The organism is Xanthomonas translucens pv. cerealis, from assembly GCF_006838285.1.
In the GTDB taxonomy this organism is placed as follows: Bacteria; Pseudomonadota; Gammaproteobacteria; order Xanthomonadales; family Xanthomonadaceae; genus Xanthomonas_A; species Xanthomonas_A cerealis.
Genome location: NZ_CP038228.1, coordinates 2247014 through 2266452 on the forward strand (window position 1 = coordinate 2247014; position 19439 = coordinate 2266452).

At 68.9% G+C, this 19439-nt stretch carries 18 protein-coding genes; 9 read left to right on the forward strand and 9 right to left on the reverse strand.

Annotation, left to right across the window (positions count from 1 at the left end; translation table 11 throughout):
• Window positions 1-36 precede the first annotated feature (36 nt).
• From E4A48_RS09910 to E4A48_RS09925, 4 genes are all read right to left on the reverse strand, one after another.
• Window positions 37-1134 (reverse strand): acetylornithine deacetylase, encoded by a 1098-nt coding sequence (locus tag E4A48_RS09910; protein WP_058196526.1) that lies wholly within the window; start codon window positions 1132-1134, stop codon window positions 37-39.
• A gap of 215 nt (window positions 1135-1349) precedes the next feature.
• Window positions 1350-2591, reverse strand: coding sequence for an argininosuccinate synthase (locus E4A48_RS09915; RefSeq protein WP_039006640.1), 1242 nt, complete (start codon window positions 2589-2591; stop codon window positions 1350-1352).
• Window positions 2592-2648: 57 nt separating this feature from the next.
• Window positions 2649-3692 carry an N-acetylornithine carbamoyltransferase gene (locus E4A48_RS09920; protein ID WP_039006642.1) on the reverse strand — a complete coding sequence of 348 codons (1044 nt, stop codon included), beginning with the start codon at window positions 3690-3692 and terminating at the stop codon, window positions 2649-2651.
• A 297-nt stretch (window positions 3693-3989) separates the two neighbouring features.
• Window positions 3990-4514 carry a hypothetical protein gene (locus E4A48_RS09925; RefSeq protein ID WP_039006645.1) on the reverse strand — a complete coding sequence of 175 codons (525 nt, stop codon included), beginning with the start codon at window positions 4512-4514 and terminating at the stop codon, window positions 3990-3992.
• A gap of 191 nt (window positions 4515-4705) precedes the next feature.
• Between E4A48_RS09925 and cysS the strand changes: the two genes are divergently transcribed.
• The 3 genes from cysS (at window position 4706) to E4A48_RS09940 (ending at window position 7999) form a co-directional block, all read left to right on the forward strand.
• Window positions 4706-6115 (forward strand): cysteine--tRNA ligase, encoded by a 1410-nt coding sequence (gene cysS, locus E4A48_RS09930; RefSeq protein WP_058196524.1) that lies wholly within the window; start codon window positions 4706-4708, stop codon window positions 6113-6115.
• A 199-nt stretch (window positions 6116-6314) separates the two neighbouring features.
• A complete protein-coding gene (locus E4A48_RS09935) occupies window positions 6315-6752 on the forward strand; it encodes a SufE family protein (RefSeq protein WP_039006649.1) in 438 nt (145 codons plus the stop codon).
• Complete coding sequence (locus tag E4A48_RS09940; RefSeq protein WP_142742343.1) at window positions 6749-7999, forward strand: MFS transporter; 1251 nt, start codon at window positions 6749-6751, stop codon at window positions 7997-7999. The genes E4A48_RS09935 and E4A48_RS09940 overlap by 4 nt, the downstream gene beginning before the upstream one ends.
• 20 nt (window positions 8000-8019) lie before the next feature.
• Here E4A48_RS09940 and E4A48_RS09945 read toward each other — a convergent pair whose 3' ends face one another.
• The gene (locus tag E4A48_RS09945; protein ID WP_052235033.1) at window positions 8020-9138 is read right to left on the reverse strand and encodes an alpha/beta hydrolase; all 1119 of its coding nucleotides are present in this window, start codon (window positions 9136-9138) and stop codon (window positions 8020-8022) included.
• Between the two features lie 277 nt (window positions 9139-9415).
• On the opposite strand from E4A48_RS09945, the gene E4A48_RS21040 reads away from it, so the two are divergent.
• A complete protein-coding gene (locus E4A48_RS21040) occupies window positions 9416-9688 on the forward strand; it encodes a hypothetical protein (RefSeq protein ID WP_230812631.1) in 273 nt (90 codons plus the stop codon).
• 261 nt (window positions 9689-9949) lie between these two features.
• On the opposite strand, the gene dksA is transcribed toward E4A48_RS21040, so the two are convergent.
• Window positions 9950-11035: an RNA polymerase-binding protein DksA gene (gene dksA / locus E4A48_RS09955; RefSeq protein WP_142742344.1), complete on the reverse strand. Its 1086-nt coding sequence runs from the start codon at window positions 11033-11035 to the stop codon at window positions 9950-9952.
• Between the two features lie 130 nt (window positions 11036-11165).
• Here dksA and yidD point away from each other — a divergent pair, with 130 nt between their 5' ends.
• The 5 genes from yidD (at window position 11166) to E4A48_RS09980 (ending at window position 17139) form a co-directional block, all read left to right on the forward strand.
• Window positions 11166-11438: a membrane protein insertion efficiency factor YidD gene (yidD, locus tag E4A48_RS09960; protein WP_074375764.1), complete on the forward strand. Its 273-nt coding sequence runs from the start codon at window positions 11166-11168 to the stop codon at window positions 11436-11438.
• Window positions 11439-12773, forward strand: coding sequence for a dihydroorotase (locus E4A48_RS09965; RefSeq protein WP_142742345.1), 1335 nt, complete (start codon window positions 11439-11441; stop codon window positions 12771-12773).
• Complete coding sequence (locus E4A48_RS09970; protein WP_142742346.1) at window positions 12773-13636, forward strand: M23 family metallopeptidase; 864 nt, start codon at window positions 12773-12775, stop codon at window positions 13634-13636. The genes E4A48_RS09965 and E4A48_RS09970 overlap by 1 nt, the downstream gene beginning before the upstream one ends.
• Before the next feature lie 545 nt (window positions 13637-14181).
• Entirely contained in the window at window positions 14182-15363 is a 1182-nt protein-coding gene (locus E4A48_RS09975) for a putative acyl-CoA thioester hydrolase (protein ID WP_142742347.1), read from the forward strand.
• 99 nt (window positions 15364-15462) lie between these two features.
• The gene (locus tag E4A48_RS09980) at window positions 15463-17139 is read left to right on the forward strand and encodes a glycoside hydrolase family 28 protein (protein ID WP_068830054.1); all 1677 of its coding nucleotides are present in this window, start codon (window positions 15463-15465) and stop codon (window positions 17137-17139) included.
• A gap of 131 nt (window positions 17140-17270) precedes the next feature.
• On the opposite strand, the gene E4A48_RS09985 is transcribed toward E4A48_RS09980, so the two are convergent.
• From E4A48_RS09985 to ubiG, 3 genes are read right to left on the reverse strand one after another with little or no spacing between them, the layout of a single operon-like run.
• Window positions 17271-17975: an isoprenoid biosynthesis enzyme family protein gene (locus E4A48_RS09985; protein WP_039006663.1), complete on the reverse strand. Its 705-nt coding sequence runs from the start codon at window positions 17973-17975 to the stop codon at window positions 17271-17273.
• A gap of 21 nt (window positions 17976-17996) precedes the next feature.
• The gene (locus E4A48_RS09990) at window positions 17997-18707 is read right to left on the reverse strand and encodes a phosphoglycolate phosphatase (RefSeq protein ID WP_039006665.1); all 711 of its coding nucleotides are present in this window, start codon (window positions 18705-18707) and stop codon (window positions 17997-17999) included.
• The gene (gene ubiG, locus E4A48_RS09995) at window positions 18697-19434 is read right to left on the reverse strand and encodes a bifunctional 2-polyprenyl-6-hydroxyphenol methylase/3-demethylubiquinol 3-O-methyltransferase UbiG (RefSeq protein WP_058197134.1); all 738 of its coding nucleotides are present in this window, start codon (window positions 19432-19434) and stop codon (window positions 18697-18699) included. Before ubiG ends, E4A48_RS09990 begins: the two co-directional genes overlap by 11 nt.
• Window positions 19435-19439 lie beyond the last annotated feature (5 nt).

The window sequence follows — 19439 nt, forward strand, 5'->3', positions numbered from 1 at the left end:
CCGGGATGGAAGGGCCGTAGCCCCGGCGGCGCGTGCTCAGCGCACGCCGTTGATGATGCGGTCCACCGAGCTCGCATAGCGCTGCAACTGCTGCAGCGTCACGAACTCGTCGGCGGTGTGCGCCTGGGCGATGTCGCCCGGGCCGTACACCAGCGCGGTGTAGCCGCCGGCCGAGAACAGCGAGGCCTCGGTCCAGAAGTCCACCGCATTGCCGATCGGCAGGTGCAGCGCATCGGCGACGTCGCGCGCGGCCAGGCGCTTGTCCTCGGCATGCGCGATGTCGCCGGAAGGCAGGCTCGGCCCGCGGAAGGTCTCCTCGAAGTGCGCCGCGGCCGGATCGGCGAAGCCGGCGAAGCTCGCCAGCAGCGCGTCCACGTCCATCGACGGCAGTGGACGGAAGCCGAACCGCAGCTCCGCGGCCGGCGCGATCATGTTGGCCTTGATCCCGCCCTCGACCCGGCCGATGTTGAAGCGCAGCCCGGTCAGGCCGCCGAAGCGCGCATGCGCCAACGACTCGACATGGTCCAGGGCCTTGCCGCCCCAGCGCAGCGCCTGGTGCAGCGCGCTGGCCGAGGGATCCTGCTTGCCCGACGCATGCCCGGCGCGGCCGGCGAAGCGCATCAGCACCGAACTGATGCCGCGATGCGCCAGCACCGCCTCGCTCATCGTCGGCTCGGCCACCAACACCGCCTCGTAGGGAATACGGCGTTGCAGGAACGCGGCGATGCAGCGCGGATCGTTGGCTTCCTCGTCGCTGGAGAACAGGAACGCGGCGTCGCCGTCGCCGGCATTGGCCGCCGCCAGCAGCGCCGCGGCCGCGCCCTTGATGTCGCACACGCCCAGGCCGATCACCCGTTCCTCGGTGCGGCGCATGACATGCGGGTCGGCGCTCCAGTGCGGCGAATCCGGCACCGTGTCCAGGTGCACGTTGAACAGGTACTGGGGCGTGCCGCGCACCGCGTACAGGCTGACCGCGCCGGCGCCGTGGTCGATCACCTCGACCTGGAACCCGGGCAACTGGGCACGCAGGTAATCGAAGATGCCGCCGGTGCCGATCGCACGCGGCGGATTGCGGGTATCGAAGGACACCAGCTGGTGCAGATGCGCGAGGGTGGGTTCGAGCAGATCGGTCATGTCGGTTGCGGCAACGGCCTGGCAGAGGTGCAGAGTTTCTTCTCCCTTCGGGAGAAGGTGCCCCGAAGGGGCGGATGAGGGTACGGGCGACGCCTGGTGAATCGAATCTCGCATGAGCGGGGAAGGTGCGGGGAAGCTCGCAGGTCGAAACGTTGCGATGCTGCGCCCGTACCCTCACCCCCAACCGCTCTCCCGGGGGGAGAGGGGCTTTATCCTCAGCGATTGACCTGGGCGTACAGCGTGGAGCTCATCCCGAACAGCTTGATGAAGCCTTCCGCCTCGGCCACGCCCCAGTCCGCCGACTGCGCGTAGGTCGCGCCCTTGGCGTTGAGCAGGTGCGGCGACTTCACCGCCACCGCATCGACGCGGCCGCCGCGGGTTTCCAGCGTCACTTCGCCGTTGACCTTGGCCTGCGAGGAATCCAGGAACGCCTCCAGGTCGGTCTTCAACGGATCGTGGTAGAAGCCTTCGTAGACCAGCTCCACCCACTTGCGCGCCACCTCCGGCTTGAAGCGGTTCTGCTGCTTGGTCAGCACCGCGTCTTCCAGCGCGCGGTGCGCGGCCAGCAGCGCGATCAGGCCCGGTGCCTCGAACACGATGCGGCCCTTCAGCCCGATCACGGTGTCGCCGGTGTACATGCCGCGGCCCACGCCGTACGGGGCGAACAGCTTGTTGAGCTTAGCCAGCAGCTTGGCGCCTTCCAGCGGCTTGCCGTCCACAGCCACCGCTTCGCCGTGCTCGAACTTCAGGGTCACCGTCAGCGGCTCGATCGGCCACGCGCTGCGCGGCGCGCACCAGCCGCGGGTGCCCTCGCCCGGCGCTTCCCAGCGATCGATCTCGCCGCCGGACATGGTCACGCCGAGCAGGTTCTCGTTGATCGTGTAGGCCTTCTGCTTGGCACGCACGCCGAAGCCGCGTTCTTCCAGATACTTCTGCTCGTAGGCGCGGGTCTGGGTGTGCTCCTTCTGGATCTCGCGGATCGGGGCGACGATCTCGTAATCGCCCAGCGCCTTCACCGCCAGGTCGAAGCGCACCTGGTCGTTGCCCATGCCGGTGCAGCCGTGCGCGATGACCCGGGTGCCCAGCGCGTCGGCGCGCTTGAGCGCGGCATCGACGATCAGGTAGCGGTCGGACACCAGCAACGGATACTGGCCCTGGTAGCCCTCGCCGGCCCACACGAACGGCTTGACGAAACCGCTCCAGATCGCCGGGCCGCCATCGACGGTGACGTGGCTGGCCGCGCCCAGCTCGGCGGCGCGCTTCTCGATGAAATCGCGCTCCTCGTCGTCCACCCCGCCGGTATCGGCGAACACCGTGTGCACGGCGTAGCCCTTGGCCTGCAGATAGGGAATGCAGAAGCTGGTGTCCAGGCCGCCGGAGAAGGCCAGGACGATGTCCTTGCTGCCGGGACCGGTGACCGGGGACCGGGGACCGGCGGAAGCGTCGGATTGAGACATGAAAGAACTCCTGTGAGGAATATCGGTTGTTGAAGGAAAGGCGGAAAAATCTGCTGTCTACCGGTCCCCGGTCCCCGGTCCCTGGTCCCGGCGCTGGCCGACCAACGCCGCCATCACCGCCTTCTGCACGTGCAGCCGGTTCTCGGCCTCGTCGATGGCGATGCAGTTGGGCGAATCCATCACCGCGTCGGTAGCCTTGACGTTACGGCGCAGCGGCAGGCAGTGCGAGAACACGCCGTTGTTGGTCAGCGCCATCTTGCGCTCGTCGACGATGAAGTGCCGGTACTGGTCGCGGATCGGCGTCTCCGGGCCCCAGTTGCCGAAGAACGGCAGCGCGCCCCAGCTCTTGGCATACACCACGTCGGCACCGGCATAGGCGCTGTCGATGTCGTGGCTGACCTGCAGCGAGCCGCCGCTCTCGGCCACGTTCTGCGCGGCCCAGTCCATGTAGCGTTGGTCCAGCACATAATCCGGGGTCGGGCACAGCAGGGTCACGTCCATGCCCAAGCGGGTGGCGATGGTCAGCGCCGAATTGGCCACCGCGGTGTTCAGCGGCTTGGGATGGTAGGTCCAGGTCAGCACGTACTTCTTGCCGCGCAGGTCCTGGCTGCCGAAATGCTCCTGCAGCGCCAGCGCGTGCGCCAGCTCCTGGCAAGGGTGGGTAATGGTCTCCATGTTGATCACCGGCACCGGCGAGTACCTGGCGAAGCTCTTCAGCACCAGGTCTTCGCGGTCCTTGGACCAGTCCACAAACTTCGGGAACGCGCGCACCCCGATCAGATCGACGTAGCGGCCGAGCACCCGCGCCACCTCGGCGATGTGCTCCTCGGTGTCGCCGTCCATCACCGTACCCAGGTCGAACTCGATCGGCCAGGCGTCCTTGCCCGGCTGCAGCACCACCGCATGCCCGCCCAGCTGGAACGCGCCCAGCTCGAAGCTGGTACGGGTGCGCATCGACGGGTTGAAGAACACCAGCGCGATCGACTTGCCCTTCAGCTCGCTGCCCAGTTTGTTGCGCTTGAACAGCGCCGCCTGGGTCAACAGCGCATCCAGTTCGGCCCGGCTCCAGTCCTGGGTGTTCAAGAAGTGCTTCAGAGACATCGGTCCATCCTTTGCTGCGTGGGGCCACCGCGACGGTGGCGTGCGCGGGACGCGCAGGAGTTGCTCGGTAGTTCTTTACGGGTGAAACCTTTCCGCAGGATGAAAACGAAAAAACCCAGCCTAGGGCTGGGTTTTCAGAACGAACGGCACAGCGCTCCGGTTACCCAGCCAGGATGTGGGATTCCGGTCGGCGCGCGCGCGATGTCATGCCCGAGGCGCTGAGATCGTGCTGAGGAAGGTTCGCTTTCATCGGCGCGCATCCTCGCACGCGCACGACGCAGGCGCAAGCGCGCACGCTCAGCGCGGCGGCACCAGGACCGCGTCGGGCACGTACGGCGCCACCGACACGCGGATGCGCAATCGGTTGCCCGGGTCCTCCGGCAGCCGCGAGCGGTACTTGGTGCCCTTGTAGACGTAGTCCACGTCGTAGGCGATCGGACGCCGGAACTCGCGACCGACCTCGACGGTGCGGCAATTGCGTCCGCTCGACGGCGCTGGCGCAACGGCCACCGGTGCCGGCGCATCGTGGCGGCGGCTGAAGATGTCCTTCACCGAATCCATCAACCGGTTCAAGCGGCTGTCGTCTTCCGGCTGCGCCGGGACGGGCGATGGCGCCGGGGTCTGCACCGGGTCGCATTGTTGTTCGGTGCGGGTGGCGCGCAGGGTCTGGTACACCGGCTCCACGTTCAATACCTGCGCGTAGTCGAGCCTGACGTTCTCGATCACCGCCACGCGGTTGCGCGCCTCGTTGTCCTGCGCCCAGGCCGGCACGGCGACGCATGCGAACAGGCCGACCAGCGGCAACAACAGGTTCGGACGCATCGGCACCGAGCTTCGAAGGACAGGCCAATCAGTGTAGGCATCGCAGCTTGCGTCGGGCTGAACGCAAGCCCACGCCGCAGCGACCTGCACCGGGGGGCTTGCGGCGCCACACTCCCGGCCTGCCCGGTTACGCATGAGACGCTCCGGGCCGCTGCCGGTAGAATCGCAAGGCTTCCCCACGCCCGATGCCGATGAGCCTGCGCCTGCACAACAACCTGACCCGCCGCGTCGACGCCTTCGAACCGCTCGATCCGATCGCCGGTCCCACCCTGTACGTATGCGGCCCCACCGTCTACAACTACGCGCACATCGGCAACGCGCGCGGCCCGGTGGTGTTCGACGTGCTGGCCGCACTGCTGCGGCGCCGCTACGGCGCGCTGCGCTACGCGCGCAACATCACCGACGTGGACGACAAGATCAACGCCGCCGCGCAGGCGCAGGGCGTGCCGATCGCCACCATCACCGACCGCTTCGCCGCCATCTACCGGCAGGACATGGCCGCGTTGGGCGTGACCCCGCCGGACCTGGAACCGGAGGCCACCGCGCATATCCCGCAGATCGTGGCGATGATCGAGCGGCTGATAGGCAGCGGCCACGCCTATGCCGCCGAAGGCCACGTGCTGTTCGCGGTGGCCAGCTTCGCCGGTTACGGCAAGCTGTCGCGGCGCGATCCGGAGGAGATGCTGGCCGGCGCCCGCGTCGAGGTGGCGCCGTACAAGCGCGACCCCGGCGACTTCGTACTGTGGAAGCCGTCCAGCGACCACCTGCCGGGCTGGGATTCGCCTTGGGGCCGCGGACGCCCCGGCTGGCACATCGAATGCTCGGCGATGGCCGCCGCGCACCTGGGGCCGACCATCGACATCCATGCCGGCGGCGTGGACCTGCAGTTCCCGCATCACGAGAACGAGATCGCGCAGAGCGAGTGCGCCCACGGCGGCGCCACCTTCGCCCGGTTCTGGTTGCACAACGGCATGCTCAACTTCAGCGGCGCCAAGATGAGCAAGTCGCTGGGCAACATCGAGACCGTGCACGACCTGATCGCCCGGCATCCGCCGGAAGCACTGCGCTATGCGTTGTTGAGCGCGCACTACCGGCAACCACTGGATTGGTCCGAGGCGCTGATCGAGCAGTGCAAGAACACCCTGGACCGGCTGTACGGCACGTTGCGCGCGCTGGACGCGATCCAAGCCAGCGCCTCGATTCCGCAGGCGATCGAGGCCGCGCTGGAAGACGACCTCAACACCCCGCAAGCGCTGGCCGAAGTGGCACGGATCGCGACGGTGGCGCGGCAGCTACTCGCGCCGGCCGGCGGCCTCGACGCAGCGCGCGACGCACAGCTGCAAGCGCAATTGCAGCAGGCCAAGTCCGACCTGCTCGGCGCCGGCCTGGCGCTGGGCCTGCTGCAGCAGACGCCCGAAGCCTGGTTCAACCGCGGCGTTGGCGACGGCGACGACGCGCGCATCCAGGCGCTGATCGACGAACGCAGCGCCGCCAAGCAGCAGCGCGACTTCGCCCGCGCCGACGCGATCCGCCAGCAGTTGGCCGCCGAAGGCGTGGTGCTGGAAGACACCGCGCAAGGCGTACGCTGGAAGCGCAGCTGAGCCTTTCCTTCTCCCCTCGGGACCATGGCCCCCTTTTCGGGAGAAGGTGCCCCGCAGGGGCGGATGAGGGTACGGCAGCGCCGAATACGTCTGCAGGCGAAGCAACTGCCATCGATTTTCCGAAAGGCTGCGCACGTACCCTCACCCCAACCCCTCTCCCGGGGGGAGAGGGGCTTCACTGATTGATCCTGGATTTGCGATGACCGATACCGATTTCCCGCTGGAACCCACGCCCGCCGATGCCCAGGCCGCCATCGCCGAGGAATTCGGCTTCTTCGGCGATTGGTCCGAGCGTTACCAGTACCTGATCGATCTGGGCCGCAAGCTGCCGGCGTTCCCTGAGGAGTGGAAGACCGAACAGCACCGCCTGCACGGTTGCCAGTCGATGGTATGGATCGTGGCCGCGGGCGATGCGCAGCGGTTGGTGTTCCATGCGATCAGCGATTCGACGATCGTCTCCGGGCTGATCTACCTGGCGCTGCGGGTTTACTCCGGGCGCAGCGCCGCGCAGATCCTGGCCACCGCACCGGACTTCGTCGCCGCGATCGGCCTGGGCAAGCACCTGTCGCCGACCCGCAGCAACGGCCTGGCCGCAATCCTGGGCTTCATCCAGGACAGCGCGCGCGCGCAGGCATGAGCACCCCGCTGCCCTCGCCCGCACAGAGCCTGCGCACGCTGCTGGCGCATCCCGGCTTCGCGCTGGTGCTGGCCTACCGCATCTGCACGATGCTGTCCTACCAGATCGTCGCGGTCACGGTCGGCTGGCACATCTACGAGATCACCCGCGATCCGTTCTCGCTGGGCTTGATCGGGCTGGCCGAGATCCTGCCGTTCTTCTGCATCGCGCCGTTCGCTGGCTACCTGGTCGATCAGCTGCCGCGGCGCCGGCTGGGCATGCTCGCCAGCCTGGGCGTGATCTCCACGGCGACGGTGCTGACCGCGCTCACCCACGGCTGGCTACCGGTGCATGGCGTGTGGCCGATCTACGCGGCGATCGCGCTGACCGGCGCGGCGCGGGCGTTCCTGATCCCGGTGTACAACGCGCTGTTCGCGCGCGTGCTGCCGCGCGAGGCGTATGCCCGCGGCGCCGGCATCGGCAGCGTGCTGTTCCAGACCGGCATGGTGATCGGGCCGGCGCTGGGCGGGGTGCTGGTCGGCTGGGGCGGCAAAGGCCTGTCCTACGGCGTGGCGATGGCGGTGGCCTGCGCGGCGATGCTGGCGCTGGTGCTGCTGCGCGTGAACGAGCCAGTCAACGACGGCGCGCGTGCGCCGATCCTGCGCAGCATCGCCGAAGGCGCGCAGTTCGTGCTGTCCAACCAGATCATGCTCGGGGCGATGGCACTGGACATGTTCTCGGTGCTGCTCGGCGGTGCGGTGTCGATGCTGCCGGCCTTCATCCACGACATCCTGCATGGCGGCCCAGAAGGCCTGGGCATCCTGCGCGGCGCGCCGGCGCTGGGTTCGGTGCTGGTCGGGCTGTGGCTGGCGCGGCGGCCGCTGCAGGGCAATGCCGGCCGTATCCTGCTGCTGGCGGTGACTGGCTTCGGCCTGTGCACCATCGCCTTCGGCCTGTCGCGGCATTTCTGGCTGTCGGCGGCGATCCTGCTGGTCTACGGCATGTGCGACGGGGTATCGGTGATCGTGCGTTCGACCATCTTGCAGTTGGCCACGCCGGATGCGATACGCGGCCGCGTATCCTCGATCAGCGGCATCTTCATCGGCTCGTCGAACGAGCTGGGCGCGTTCTACGACGGGGTGATGGCGCGGCTGGTCGGCCTGGTACCGGCCGTAGTGATCGGCGGCGGCGTGACCCTGGGCGTGGTCGCGACCACCGCCTGGAAAGCGCCGAAGCTGCGCAAGCTGGACCTGCGCGAACTGGAGTGACAGCGCGCTGACGGCGCCGCTCAGCGCGTGGCGGCGTCCTCGCGCGCGTCGGCGTCCCACGCCGCTGCGCAATCGGGCCGGCTGGCCGGCTGGGTCAGCCGGCCCTTGCCGGCCAGGAACCGGCAGGTCGCCGCGAACACCGCCGGCACCGCCCTGGAGCGGATCGGCGACGCCAGCACATGGTTGCCGGCATCGGCGAAATCCACCGCCTGGCGCAGCGCCGGCGGTGTACCCAGTTGCGCGAACATCGCCTGCATCGCCGCCACCGACACGGTCGCGTCCTGATGCTGCGCGTCGCGATAATAGTAGCCGAGGAACACCGGCACGTGGACCCGCGCATAGGTCGCCGGCAGCATGCCGCCGCGGGTCAGCGCGGCCAGCGCGCGGTAGCCGTCGACATGGGTGGCGTCGGCCCAGTAGCCACTATCGACCGGGTAGCGCATGACCGGATCGCCGCCGTTGCGCGACCACAGCAGCAGCTGCGCACCCCACGGCCACAGCATCGGCTGCAGCTGCTCGCCGTGCTCGCGCACCAGCGGCGACCACAGCACCAGGGCCTGCACCTGTTGCGGGTGCGCGGCCACGGTCTGCAGCGCCAGCGCGCCGCCCATCGAATTGCCGATCACCACCACCCGCCGGCCCAGCACCCGCGCCACCGCCAATGCCTCGGCGGCGCCGCCGAGCAGACGCGGCGCATCGATGCCGCGCAAGGCGTCGGCGGCGACCAGTCCGTGCCCAGGCAGCCGCGGCAGATACAGATTGCAGCCGAAGCTGCTCGCCAGGCGCCGATGGGTCGGCGCGCCCTCGCCCTGGCTGGCGGTGAAGCCGTGCAGATAGACCATGGCGCAGTCGCGCTGTCCCGGATGCGCCGGATCGGCCCAGACGATGCGCGCCTGATTGTCCGCACGCAGGCCAGCAGTGGCCCGTTCGCGCGCGTCCAGCCAGGCCTGCAGCGCAAGCGGATCCTGCGGCACCGCCGGCAACGCGATCTGCGGCAGCGCCGGGCTGACCCGTGGCCCCAGCGCCAGCACGGCCAGCAGCACCAGCAAGAGCAGCAGCGGCCAGCGCGCGTGGCGCCAGACGCGGGATGTGCGTGCGCGTGGCGGCGGCGTCGCGGCGGACAGCGGCGCAGGGCTCATCATGCGCCCACATCCGCAGCCTGCCGCGGACAGCGCTGCCGCTGCGGCGACCGGAGCGGCATGGCTTGCGTATCGCCCTCGCCGCCGGCAGCATGGAGCCAGCACGTTGCGGAAGCGTGCACGACCACGACAGCCACGCACTGCGGCTGGCAGGAAAAGCGATTGACGCGCATCGGCAGGCGAGAGCAGCGTGGCCGTCCGCCACGCGCGCAGTCTGCGGCGACGGCATGACAGGCACGTTTAAACCCAGCCACGGTCCGACGTGCGCGGCAAATGCGTGACCGCGCAAGCTCGCCCTTTTCGGCTTGCGCCTGCCTCGCCGCAGGCAGGTCCAGCGCATTTGCGTGCAAGACTCGCCGAGCCGCTTGCGCACGTCCGCCTGCGCTGCAGCGACGGCGATTTCCTTGCGCTGCGGCGTCGAAACACGCACGCCGTCTCAATCGTCGGACTGAACATCGCCGCCAGCAAGGCGGGCCTGAACAGCTTCCGCCCGCCCGGCCTGCAGCTGCGCAAGGACGCGAAAAGCGACCTGGTCAAAGGCGTCCGCTGAATGTCGCCGTCGTCCCCGCGGGGCGGGGCCGCCGACACGCGATCGGCAGCGTCGCCGGGCCGACACGCGCGCCATCGCGGACGCAGCAGGCGCAGCGACCGCGCGTGGCGCAGGCGCCAGCGTCGCTCGCCTCCCGCCCATCGCTGCGGCAGCGGATCGCATGCTTGGCGGCAGGCAGGCCGGATCGACACGACCGGCCAGAAAACGCAAGGCCCCGCGCGAGCGGGGCCTTGGGCGAACGCAGACGCGGGGGTTGGCGAATCAGTCGCCCTGCTGCTTCTGCAGGTGTTCCCAGCGCTCTTGCGCATCGATGGTGCGCTCGGCGGTCAGACGCGCCTCTAGGCGCTCCAGGCCGATCTCTTCGCCGGTATCGACGCAATAGCCGTAGTCGCCGGCATCCAGGCGCTTGAGCGTGCTGTCGATCTTGCCGATCAGCTTGCGGTAGCGGTCGCGGGTGCGCAGTTCCAGCGAGTTCTCGGTCTCGCGGGTGGCGCGCTCGGCTTCGTCGCCGATGTCGCGGACTTCGTCGCGCAGGTTCTCGATGGTCTGCTTGGACTCCTCGACCAGATCGGCGCGCCAGTTGAGCAGGCGCTGGCGGAAATACTCCTGCTGCAGCGTGCTCATGTACTCCTCGTCTGACGCCGGCTTGTAGCCCTTGGGCAGGATCGGACGGCCGGTGGCCTCGTCGGTCTTGTACTCGACCACCTTGAACTTGGCCGGCTTGGCCGGGGTATTCGACTTGGCGGTCACCGCGACGGCGACCTTGCCGGTGGGTTTGGCGACCGGCGGCTTGGGGGTGGATTCGGATTTGGTGGGGGTTTTCGCGGAGGATTTCGAAACGGACACGGGATTCTTATGTGACGGGGCCGAAGGCGCGGCGGGCTTGGCGGCGACCGGCTTGGAAACCGGTGCAGCGGCGGGCGTGGCGGCCTTGGCCGGGACAGACTTGGCCGGCGCCGGCTTGGTAGCCGGCTTCGGTACGGATGTGGCAACCGCCGGGGCGACCGGGGCGGTAGCCTGCTTTGGCTTTGCGACGGGCGCGGCCGGCTTGCCCACGGGCTTGGCCGGCTTGGCGGCCGGCGAGGCGCTGGATTTGGCGGCGGCCGCTGACTTGGCGGCCGGCTTGGCCGCGGCTTTCTTGGCGGGCGCAGCGACCGGCTTGGCCACCGGCTTCTTCGCCACGGCCTTGGCGGGCGCCTTCTTCGCCGGCGCCGGCTTGGCCGCCGGCTTCGCCACCGGTTTCTTCAGCGGCTTGGCAGCAGTGGAGGCCGTCGCTTTCTTGGCAACGGGCTGGACGGGCTTCTTGGAGGCCTTGACGGCCTTCTTTGCAGGTTTTTTAGCAGCCACGAATCGCTCTTCCTTGGTTTCCCCGGGGCCCGGGAAAGCGGGCCTTTATAGCCTACCCTACCCCCAGCGGCAACCACGCCGTCTACACGCTAATGAACGGCAGGCCGGTGAACGGCGGCCCGTTGCGCAAGTGGCATATCATGGCCGGGTGATCGCCCGTGCTCTCATTGCCTTGCTGCACCTGTACCAGCGCTTCATCAGCCCCCTGCTGGGACAGCGCTGCCGTTTCGTGCCCAGTTGCTCGGCCTACGCGGTCACCGCCATCGCCCGCTACGGCGCGCTGCGCGGGGGCTGGATGGCCGCCCGCCGCGTCGGCCGCTGCCATCCCTTCCATCCCGGCGGGTTCGACCCGGTGCCCGATCCCGCGGCGCCGCCGGCCTGCCGCTGCCCAGGAAAACACTGAATGCCCTCCTCCACCCTCATCGTCAACGCCCGCCTGGTCAACGAAGGCCACGAAACCCAGGGCGACCTGCGCATCGCCGACGGCCGCATCGCCGCGATCGCCCCGCAGCTGTCCGCCCGCGACGGCGAGACGGTGGTCGATGCCGCCGGGCGCTGGCTGCTGCCCGGCATGATCGACGACCAGGTGCACTTCCGCGAACCCGGCCTGACCCACAAGGGCGACATCGCCAGCGAGTCGGCGGCCGCGGTGGCCGGCGGCTTGACCAGCTTCATGGACATGCCCAACACCAACCCGCCGACCCTGGACGCGACCGCGCTGCAGGCCAAGTACGACGCCGCCAGCGGCCGCGCCTGGGGCAACTACGGGTTCTACATGGGCGCCAGCAACGACAACCTGGCCGCGATCCAGACCCTGGACCCGAAGACCGCCCCCGGGATCAAGGTGTTCATGGGCGCCTCCACCGGCAACATGCTGGTGGACAACCCGCAGACGCTGGATGCCATCTTCCGCGACGCGCCGACCCCGATCATCACCCATTGCGAAGACACCCCGACCATCGACGCGACCCTGGCCGCGTTCAAGGAAAAATACGGCGAGGCGCTGACCCCGCAGATGCATCCGGACATCCGCTCGCGCGAAGCCTGCCTGAAATCCTCGCAGCTGGCGGTATCGCTGGCGAAGAAGCACGGCACCCGCCTGCACGTGCTGCACATCTCCACCGCCGACGAACTGGCGCTGTTCGCGCCCGGCCCGATCCAGGGCAAGCGCATCACCGCCGAGACCTGCATCCATTTCCTGCGCTTCGACCGCGCCGACTACGCGGCGCTGGGCAACCTGATCAAATGCAACCCGGCGATCAAGGACGCCAGCGACCGCGAGGCGCTGATCCGCGCGCTGGCCGAGGACGTGATCGACGTGCTGGCCACCGACCACGCGCCGCATACCTGGGAAGAGAAGAGCAAGCCGTATGCGCAGGCGCCGTCGGGCCTGCCGCTGGTGCAGTACGCGCTGGTCGCGGCGCTGGAGCTGGTGCACGAAGGCCGGCTCAGCGTGGCCCAGGTGGTGCACAAGTTCGCGCATGCGCCGGCGCTGCTGTTCGACGTGCAGCAGCGCGGCTTCCTGCGCGAGGGTTACCATGCGGACCTGGTGCTGATCGACGACACCGCCTTCACCGTGCGCCGCGAGGATATCCTGTCCAAGTGCGGCTGGTCGCCGTTCGAAGGCCGCACGTTCCGCTCCAAGATCGCCGCGACCTGGGTCAACGGCGCACTGGCCTGGGACGGCACCCGCTTGGTCGGCAGCCCGAACGGGCAGCGCCTGGCGTTCGACCGCTGATGCGGCACGCCGCACGTGTGCCGGGCATCGCGCTGGCGCTGGGCCTGCTGGTGTCGGCGCTGGCGATGCCGTCGCTGCAGGCGCAGACCGGCTCCGCCGCCAGCGCCGACCCGCGCAGCGTGTTCCCCGCCACCGCCTCGCAGGGCGCGCTGGTGATCGGCAAGGTGGCGCCCGGCAGCCGCGTGCAATACGCAGGGCGCACGCTGCGGGTCAGCGGTTACGGCAGCGTGGTGTTCGGCATCGGCCGCGACGAACGCGGCCCACTGCAGATCCTGGTACAGCGCGCCGACGGCGGCAGCGAGCGCATCGACATCGCGGTGACCCCGCGCGACTGGCCGCTCGAACGCGTCAACGGCGTGCCGCCGAAGACGGTCAACCCGCCGCCGGCGATCGCCGAGCGGATCAAGCACGAACAGGCGCAGGTCACCGCCGCACGCGACCGCGACGACGACCGCACCAACTTCGCCGCACCCTTCATCTGGCCGGTGCAGGGCCGCATCAGCGGCCGCTTCGGCAATGCCCGCGTGTACAACGGGCAAGCCGGCGCCGGCCATTCCGGCATGGACATCGCCGTGCCCACCGGAACCCCGGTCAAGGCGCCGGCGGCCGGCGTGGTCACCTTCGCCGCGCCGGACCTGTATCTGACCGGCGGCACCGTGCTGCTCGACCACGGCTACGGGGTCAGCTCCAACTTCCTGCACCTGTCGCGGATCGACGTGAAGGTCGGCGACCGCATCGCCCAGGGCCAGGTGCTCGGCGCGGTCGGCGCCACCGGCCGCGCCACCGGGCCGCATCTGCATTGGGGAATGAATTGGTTCGACGTACGCATCGATCCGCTGCTGGTGCTGGAACGCAGCAAGTAACGGTCTGTGCTTTTTGTGGGAGCGACTTCAGTCGCGACGGGCCTTCCACGTAGCACCCGTCGCGGCTGAAGCCGCTCCTACAGTGCACAAGGCACGTCCCCGTGCGCCTTGCAGGAGCGGCTTCAGCCGCGACAGGCTGCATCCGCCAACGCCCTGTCGCAACCGGGATCAGCAGCGCCGCAGCGCCATGGTCAGCCAGCCGTGCTGGCGGTGCCCACTGCGGTGCGCATAAGGGAATGCCGCACATGGAAAACGCGATTGCGCGCACAGGCAATAGCGCGGGCGCTCTTCAAAACACGGAAAAAAACATTTTCCCCGCGAAAAACGCCAGATGACGTCATCTGCACCCGCTATAACTTCGCGGCAAACACCCTGCAAATACAAGGCCCATTACAAAAAATGAAACCGCGGCAGCGAGCGAACTCGCGTCGCCCTGCGCGAACTTGCAGATGCATCCACTTCCGGCGATCCACAGCGGCAACGCACAGACCAGCGCCCAACGAGCGATGCCCGCCGCCATCCTGCTTCGAACAAGAGCAACCTCCATGCATTTTCCCGCTTCGTTGCACGCTTCCGCGCTACTGGCCATCTGCAGCGTCTTCAGCCCTCACGCACAGGCCGGTACCGGGTCCGCCGACCGGCCGCAATTGAGCGCGAGCGATGCCCGCCTGCAGACCGTCTCCACCTACCTGGCCAAGGCCGGCATGAACGGTGCGCTGGTCACCGACAACTGGGATCCGAGCGCCGGCGTTGCGCTGCTGAGCGCCGACTATCGCGTCGCCAGCGATGGCTCCGCAGCGTTCAGGAGCATCCAGGCCGCAGTGGACAAGGCCGTCGCCGATGGCGGCAAGATGCGCCGCTACATCAGCCTCGCGCCGGGAACCTACAACGAACCGGTCTGCGTGCCCTCGGCCGCGCCGCCGATCACCCTGTTCGGCCTCGGCGAAACCCGCAGCGAGACGCTGATCAGCTTCGACAACGCCAATCCGACGCCAAAGCCGGTCGGCACGCCCAGCCAGCCCTGCGCCAGCAACGCCAATGCGGCGGTGATCGGCACCTCCGGCAGCGCCACGGTCACGGTCAACGCAGACGCGTTCCAGGCACGAAACCTGACCGTCGCCAACAGCTATGTGGAGGGTACCTATGCCGGCACCAACCAGGCGGCGGTCGCCATCAACGTGCGCGGCGACAAGACGGTCTTCGAAGACGTGGCCTTACTGGGCAACCAGGACACCTTGCTGATCGGCGCCAGCAACCCCGCGTCGCTGATCCGTGCGTACTTCAAGAATTGCCTGTTACAGGGCGACGACGACTTCATCTTCGGCCCGGGCATCGCGGTGTTTTCCCACAGCATCATTCGCTACGACGCCAGGCGCACGGGCGGCGATTTTGGCCGCTATCTCTTCGCACCCAGCACCCTACCCGGCAGCGCCAATGGCTTTCTCGTCATCGACAGCGTGTTCGACGTGATCGGCGATATCGCCGACAACGCAGTCTATCTGGGCCGCGCCTGGGACCAGAGCGTCCCCGACCTCGCACATTATGTGAAAGGTATATCGCCCAATGGCCAGGTGACCATACGCAATTCGATCCTTGGCGCGCACATCCGCAAGCAAGCGCCATGGAGCATGTCCACCGCCAAGCGCCCTTACTGCAGCGCCGGTTGCATGTACGCCAGCAACCGCTTCTACGAATATGCCAATACCGGCCCCGGCAGCGCCGACTGAATCGCGCCGCCCCGGCCGCGCCGTCGTTCGCGCGGCTGCCGGGGCCGTCATCCAGCGTCTCCATTCCCCTCCCCTCGTCAAACCCGAAGACCCCACCTCATGACCACTGCAAGCGCGATGTCCCGTCTCAACCTCGCCCTGCCGCTGCTGGCGATCGCCTCGCTGCATGCCAACGCAGCCGTGCACCCGCCTCTCGCCCAGCGCGACCAGACACCCAACGTCAGTACCGGATGGGGCACAATCGATCAGCCAACGCTGCCGCAGAACGTGTGCATGACACTGGCAGCGACGCTGCAACCGATCGGCGGCTCGCTCGACGGCGTCGATGCCGACCCGGCCTACTCGGCGCCGGACACGCTGCGCATCCAGGATGCAATCAGCGACTGCCCTGCCGGCAGCGCGGTGCAGCTGGTGACCGGCGCCCATGGCGAATCCGGCTTCCTCAGCGGTCCGCTGACCCTCAAGAGCGGCGTGACGCTGTGGATCGACCAGGGCGTCACCTTGTTCGGCTCGCGCAATCCGCGCGACTACGATAACGGCCTGGGCACCTGCGGCATCGCCAACACCGACAAGGGCAAATCCTGCAAGCCGCTGATCTACGGCAACGCGATCAGCAACAGCGGCGTGGTCGGCGACGGCAAGATCGACGGACGCGGCGGCAGCGTGCTGACCGCAGGCCCCAACGCCGGCAAGCGCAGCTGGTGGGACGTGGCCTACCAGAACGTGAGCCAGGGGCTGGTGCAGCACGCGCCGCGCCTGCTGCAGATCGACAACAGCAAGGATTTCACCCTGTATGCGCTGACCCTGGAGAATTCGCCCAATTTCCATGTGGTCACCGACAACGTCAGCGGCATGACCGCCTGGCGCATCAAGATCCTCAGCCCGAGCCTGGTCTACACCCGGCCAGGCTACGCTTGCCCGGCCGGCAGCACGCCGGACCAGCGCACGCCCGCCACCTGCTTCACCCCGGAAACGGCCAAGAACACCGACGGTTTCGACCCCGGCCAGTCCAGGAACGTGCTGCTGGCGTATTCCTACATCAGCACCGGCGACGACGACGTGGCCATCAAGGCGCACGCGAGCGCCAAATCCAGCAATCCGTCCGCCGACATGGCCTTCGTCAACAACCAGTTCTACTACGGCCATGGGATGTCGTTCGGCAGCGAAACCGATACGAGCATACGCCGCGTGCTGGTGCAGAACCTGAGCATCGACGGCTTCAACAGCAACGACGCGATCAAGGACCCCGCCGCCAACAACGGCCTGCGCATCAAGTCCGACCGCACCCGTGGCGGTCAGGTCTCCGATATCACCTTCGAGAACATCTGCATGCGCAACGTGGCGCGCCCGCTGGTGTTCGACGCGTTCTACAGCAAGCCGGCCAATGCCGATCTCGGCAGCGCGTACCCGCGTTTCGACAACATTACGCTGCGCAACATGCATTCGCTGGGTTCACGCGACTTCGGCGCAGGCCAGTTGAGTTTCTACGGTTACCGCGACGCGAAGCTGTCCTATCCGATCACGCTCGCACTGGACAACGTTGTGCTCGAGGGCGGCGCCATTTCCTTCGCCGCGCCGCACAATGGCGGGCCGAACGCCAATCCGGCGGCCACGCACTTCCGCTTCACCGGCGGACCGGTCAGTTTCGCCAACCTGCTGGCCCCTTCCACCCAGTACGACGTGCAATTGCAGGGCCAGCCCGGAACCGGCAAGCCGCTGGACTGCAGCGCTGCATTCGTCACCTACAGCAGCGTGCTGGCCGATTCGCCGATCTGATCGCACGCGTCCATGCGCAGCGCTGGCGTCGGGCGGGCGCTGCGGCGGCATCGGTGCCGCCAGCGCGGATGCGGTTCGGGCCGCGAACGGCGACGGCTTGCCGCACGCCGCATGCGCGGCCAGGCCAGCGCTCAGCCCAGGCCGGCCCACCAGGCGCGCCACAGCGTGGCCATCTGGCTCGGCGGCTTGCGCGCAGCGCGGGCCTGCTGCGCGATCCGCGCACGCGCCAGCGCCGCCACGATGCGCCGCGGCCGCGGCCCGTGCACACGCCGCGGCCAGCGCTGCAGCAAAGCCTGCGCCCAGCGCCGCTGTGCCTGCGCCGCGTCGCCGCCGCCGCGCAGCGACAGCGGCACCGCGGCGATACCGGCGTCGGCCAGGCGCTGCGCCAGCACCTGCGTGGCCAGCGCCGCCGCCGCGTCGCGCTGGCCCTCGAACACCGCGCATTCGGCCTGCGCCGCGGCCAGCGCGAACGCCTCCAGGCGCGCGTAGGCATGCGCCGGATCGGCCGCGGCCGCACGCGAGGCGAGCAGCCCCGGCAAGGCCTCGGCCAGCGCCGCCCATGGCGCGGCGATCGGCTCCAGCACCCGCCCCAGCGGATGCCGCGAGCGCTGCCCGGCCCAGCTGCGCAATTCCTCGCCCCACCACGCCAGCTTGGCGTCGGCCGGCAGCGGATCGCCGGCGATGTTGAGGATGTCGTCGAATTCCTGCAGCAGCGCGAACCAGGCCACAGCGCGCGTGCGCTGTGGCGCCGGCACGAAGGTCTCGGCCACCGTCCATTCCGGCCAGCGGCTGCGCCATTTGTCGAGGAAGGCATCCAGGGCGGAGGTGCTGCTCATGCGATCGGAACGTCTGGAAGGTCAGGGAAGCTGCGGCGCGCCGGGCCAGGCGCGCGCATCGAGCAAGTCAGCCGGCGCGGCGACCAGCGCATCGGCGCGCCAGGTCAGCGGATCCTCGCCGTCCAGGCGGTAGCCCCACAGCACCGCAACCGAGACCATGCCGGCGGCGCGCGCGGCGAGGATGTCGCGTTCGTCGTCGCCGACGTAGACGACCTGCGCCGGTGGCACCTCGATGCGCTGTGCGGCGATCTGCAGCGGCAGCGGGTGCGGCTTGCGCTCGGCCAGGGTGTCGCCGCCGATCAGTACCGCGCAGCGCCGTTCCCAGCCCAGCTGCGGCAGGATCAGCCGCGCCAGGGATTCGGGCTTATTGGTGACGATGCCCCACACGCAGCCGGCGTCCTCCAGCCGCTGCAGCAACGCCGCGATGCCGTCGAACAGCTGCGAATGCCGGCCGATCAGGGTTTCGTACTGGCGCAGGAAATCGGCAATCAGCGCATCGCGCTCCGCGGCCGGCAGCTCGGGAAAGGCGACGCCCAGCATCGCCCGCGAGCCCTTGGACACCACCGGGCGCAGTTGCTCCAGGGTCAGCGCGGCACGCCCGCGTTCCGCCAGCAGCGCATTGGCCGCGGCCAGCAGGTCAGGCGCGCTGTCCAGCAGCGTGCCATCCAGGTCGAACAGCACCGCGCGCGGGAATCCGTCGCGCGGCGGCTGTGCCGATTCCCTACTCCCCATTCCCGATTCCCGGCTTCAGCGCACACGCCAGGTAATTCACCTCGGTGCGCGTGGACAGCCGCGCGCGGTTGCGCCACGGTTCGTAAAGCATGCCGCTGACGTCGTGCAGCTGTAGCTCGGCCTGGCGCAGCCACGCCGCCAGCTCGGCCGGCTTGATGAAATCCTGGTAGCGGTGGGTACCGGCGGGCAGCAGCCGCGCCACGTACTCGGCGCCGACGATGGCCAGCGCGAACGCGGCCGGGGTGCGGTTGAGCGTGGACAGGAACAGCTGGCCGCCGGGCTTGAGCAGGGTCGCGCAAGCGCGCACGATCGCCGCCGGATCGGGCACGTGCTCGAGCATTTCCATGCAGGTGATCGCATCGAAGCTGCCCGGGCGCTCGGCGGCCAGGTCCTCGACCGACTGCACGCGGTAATCGACCTCGACCCCGGACTCGAGCTGGTGCAGCCGCGCCACCTTGACCAGTTCAGGGGCCAAGTCGATCGCGGTGACCTGCGCGCCCTCCTTGGCCAGCGCCTCGCTGAGCAGGCCGCCGCCGCAGCCCACGTCGAGCACGCTGGCGCCGCGCAGCGGCAGCCGCTGGGCGACGTAGCGCAGGCGCACCGGGTTCAGCGCGTGCAGCGGTTTCTGCGGGCCGTCGGCGTCCCACCAACGGGTGGCCAGGGCGCCGAACTTGTCCAGTTCGGCCTGATCGAAGTTGGCGGAGGGAGTGGAAGCGGAAGCGGTCATGGCGG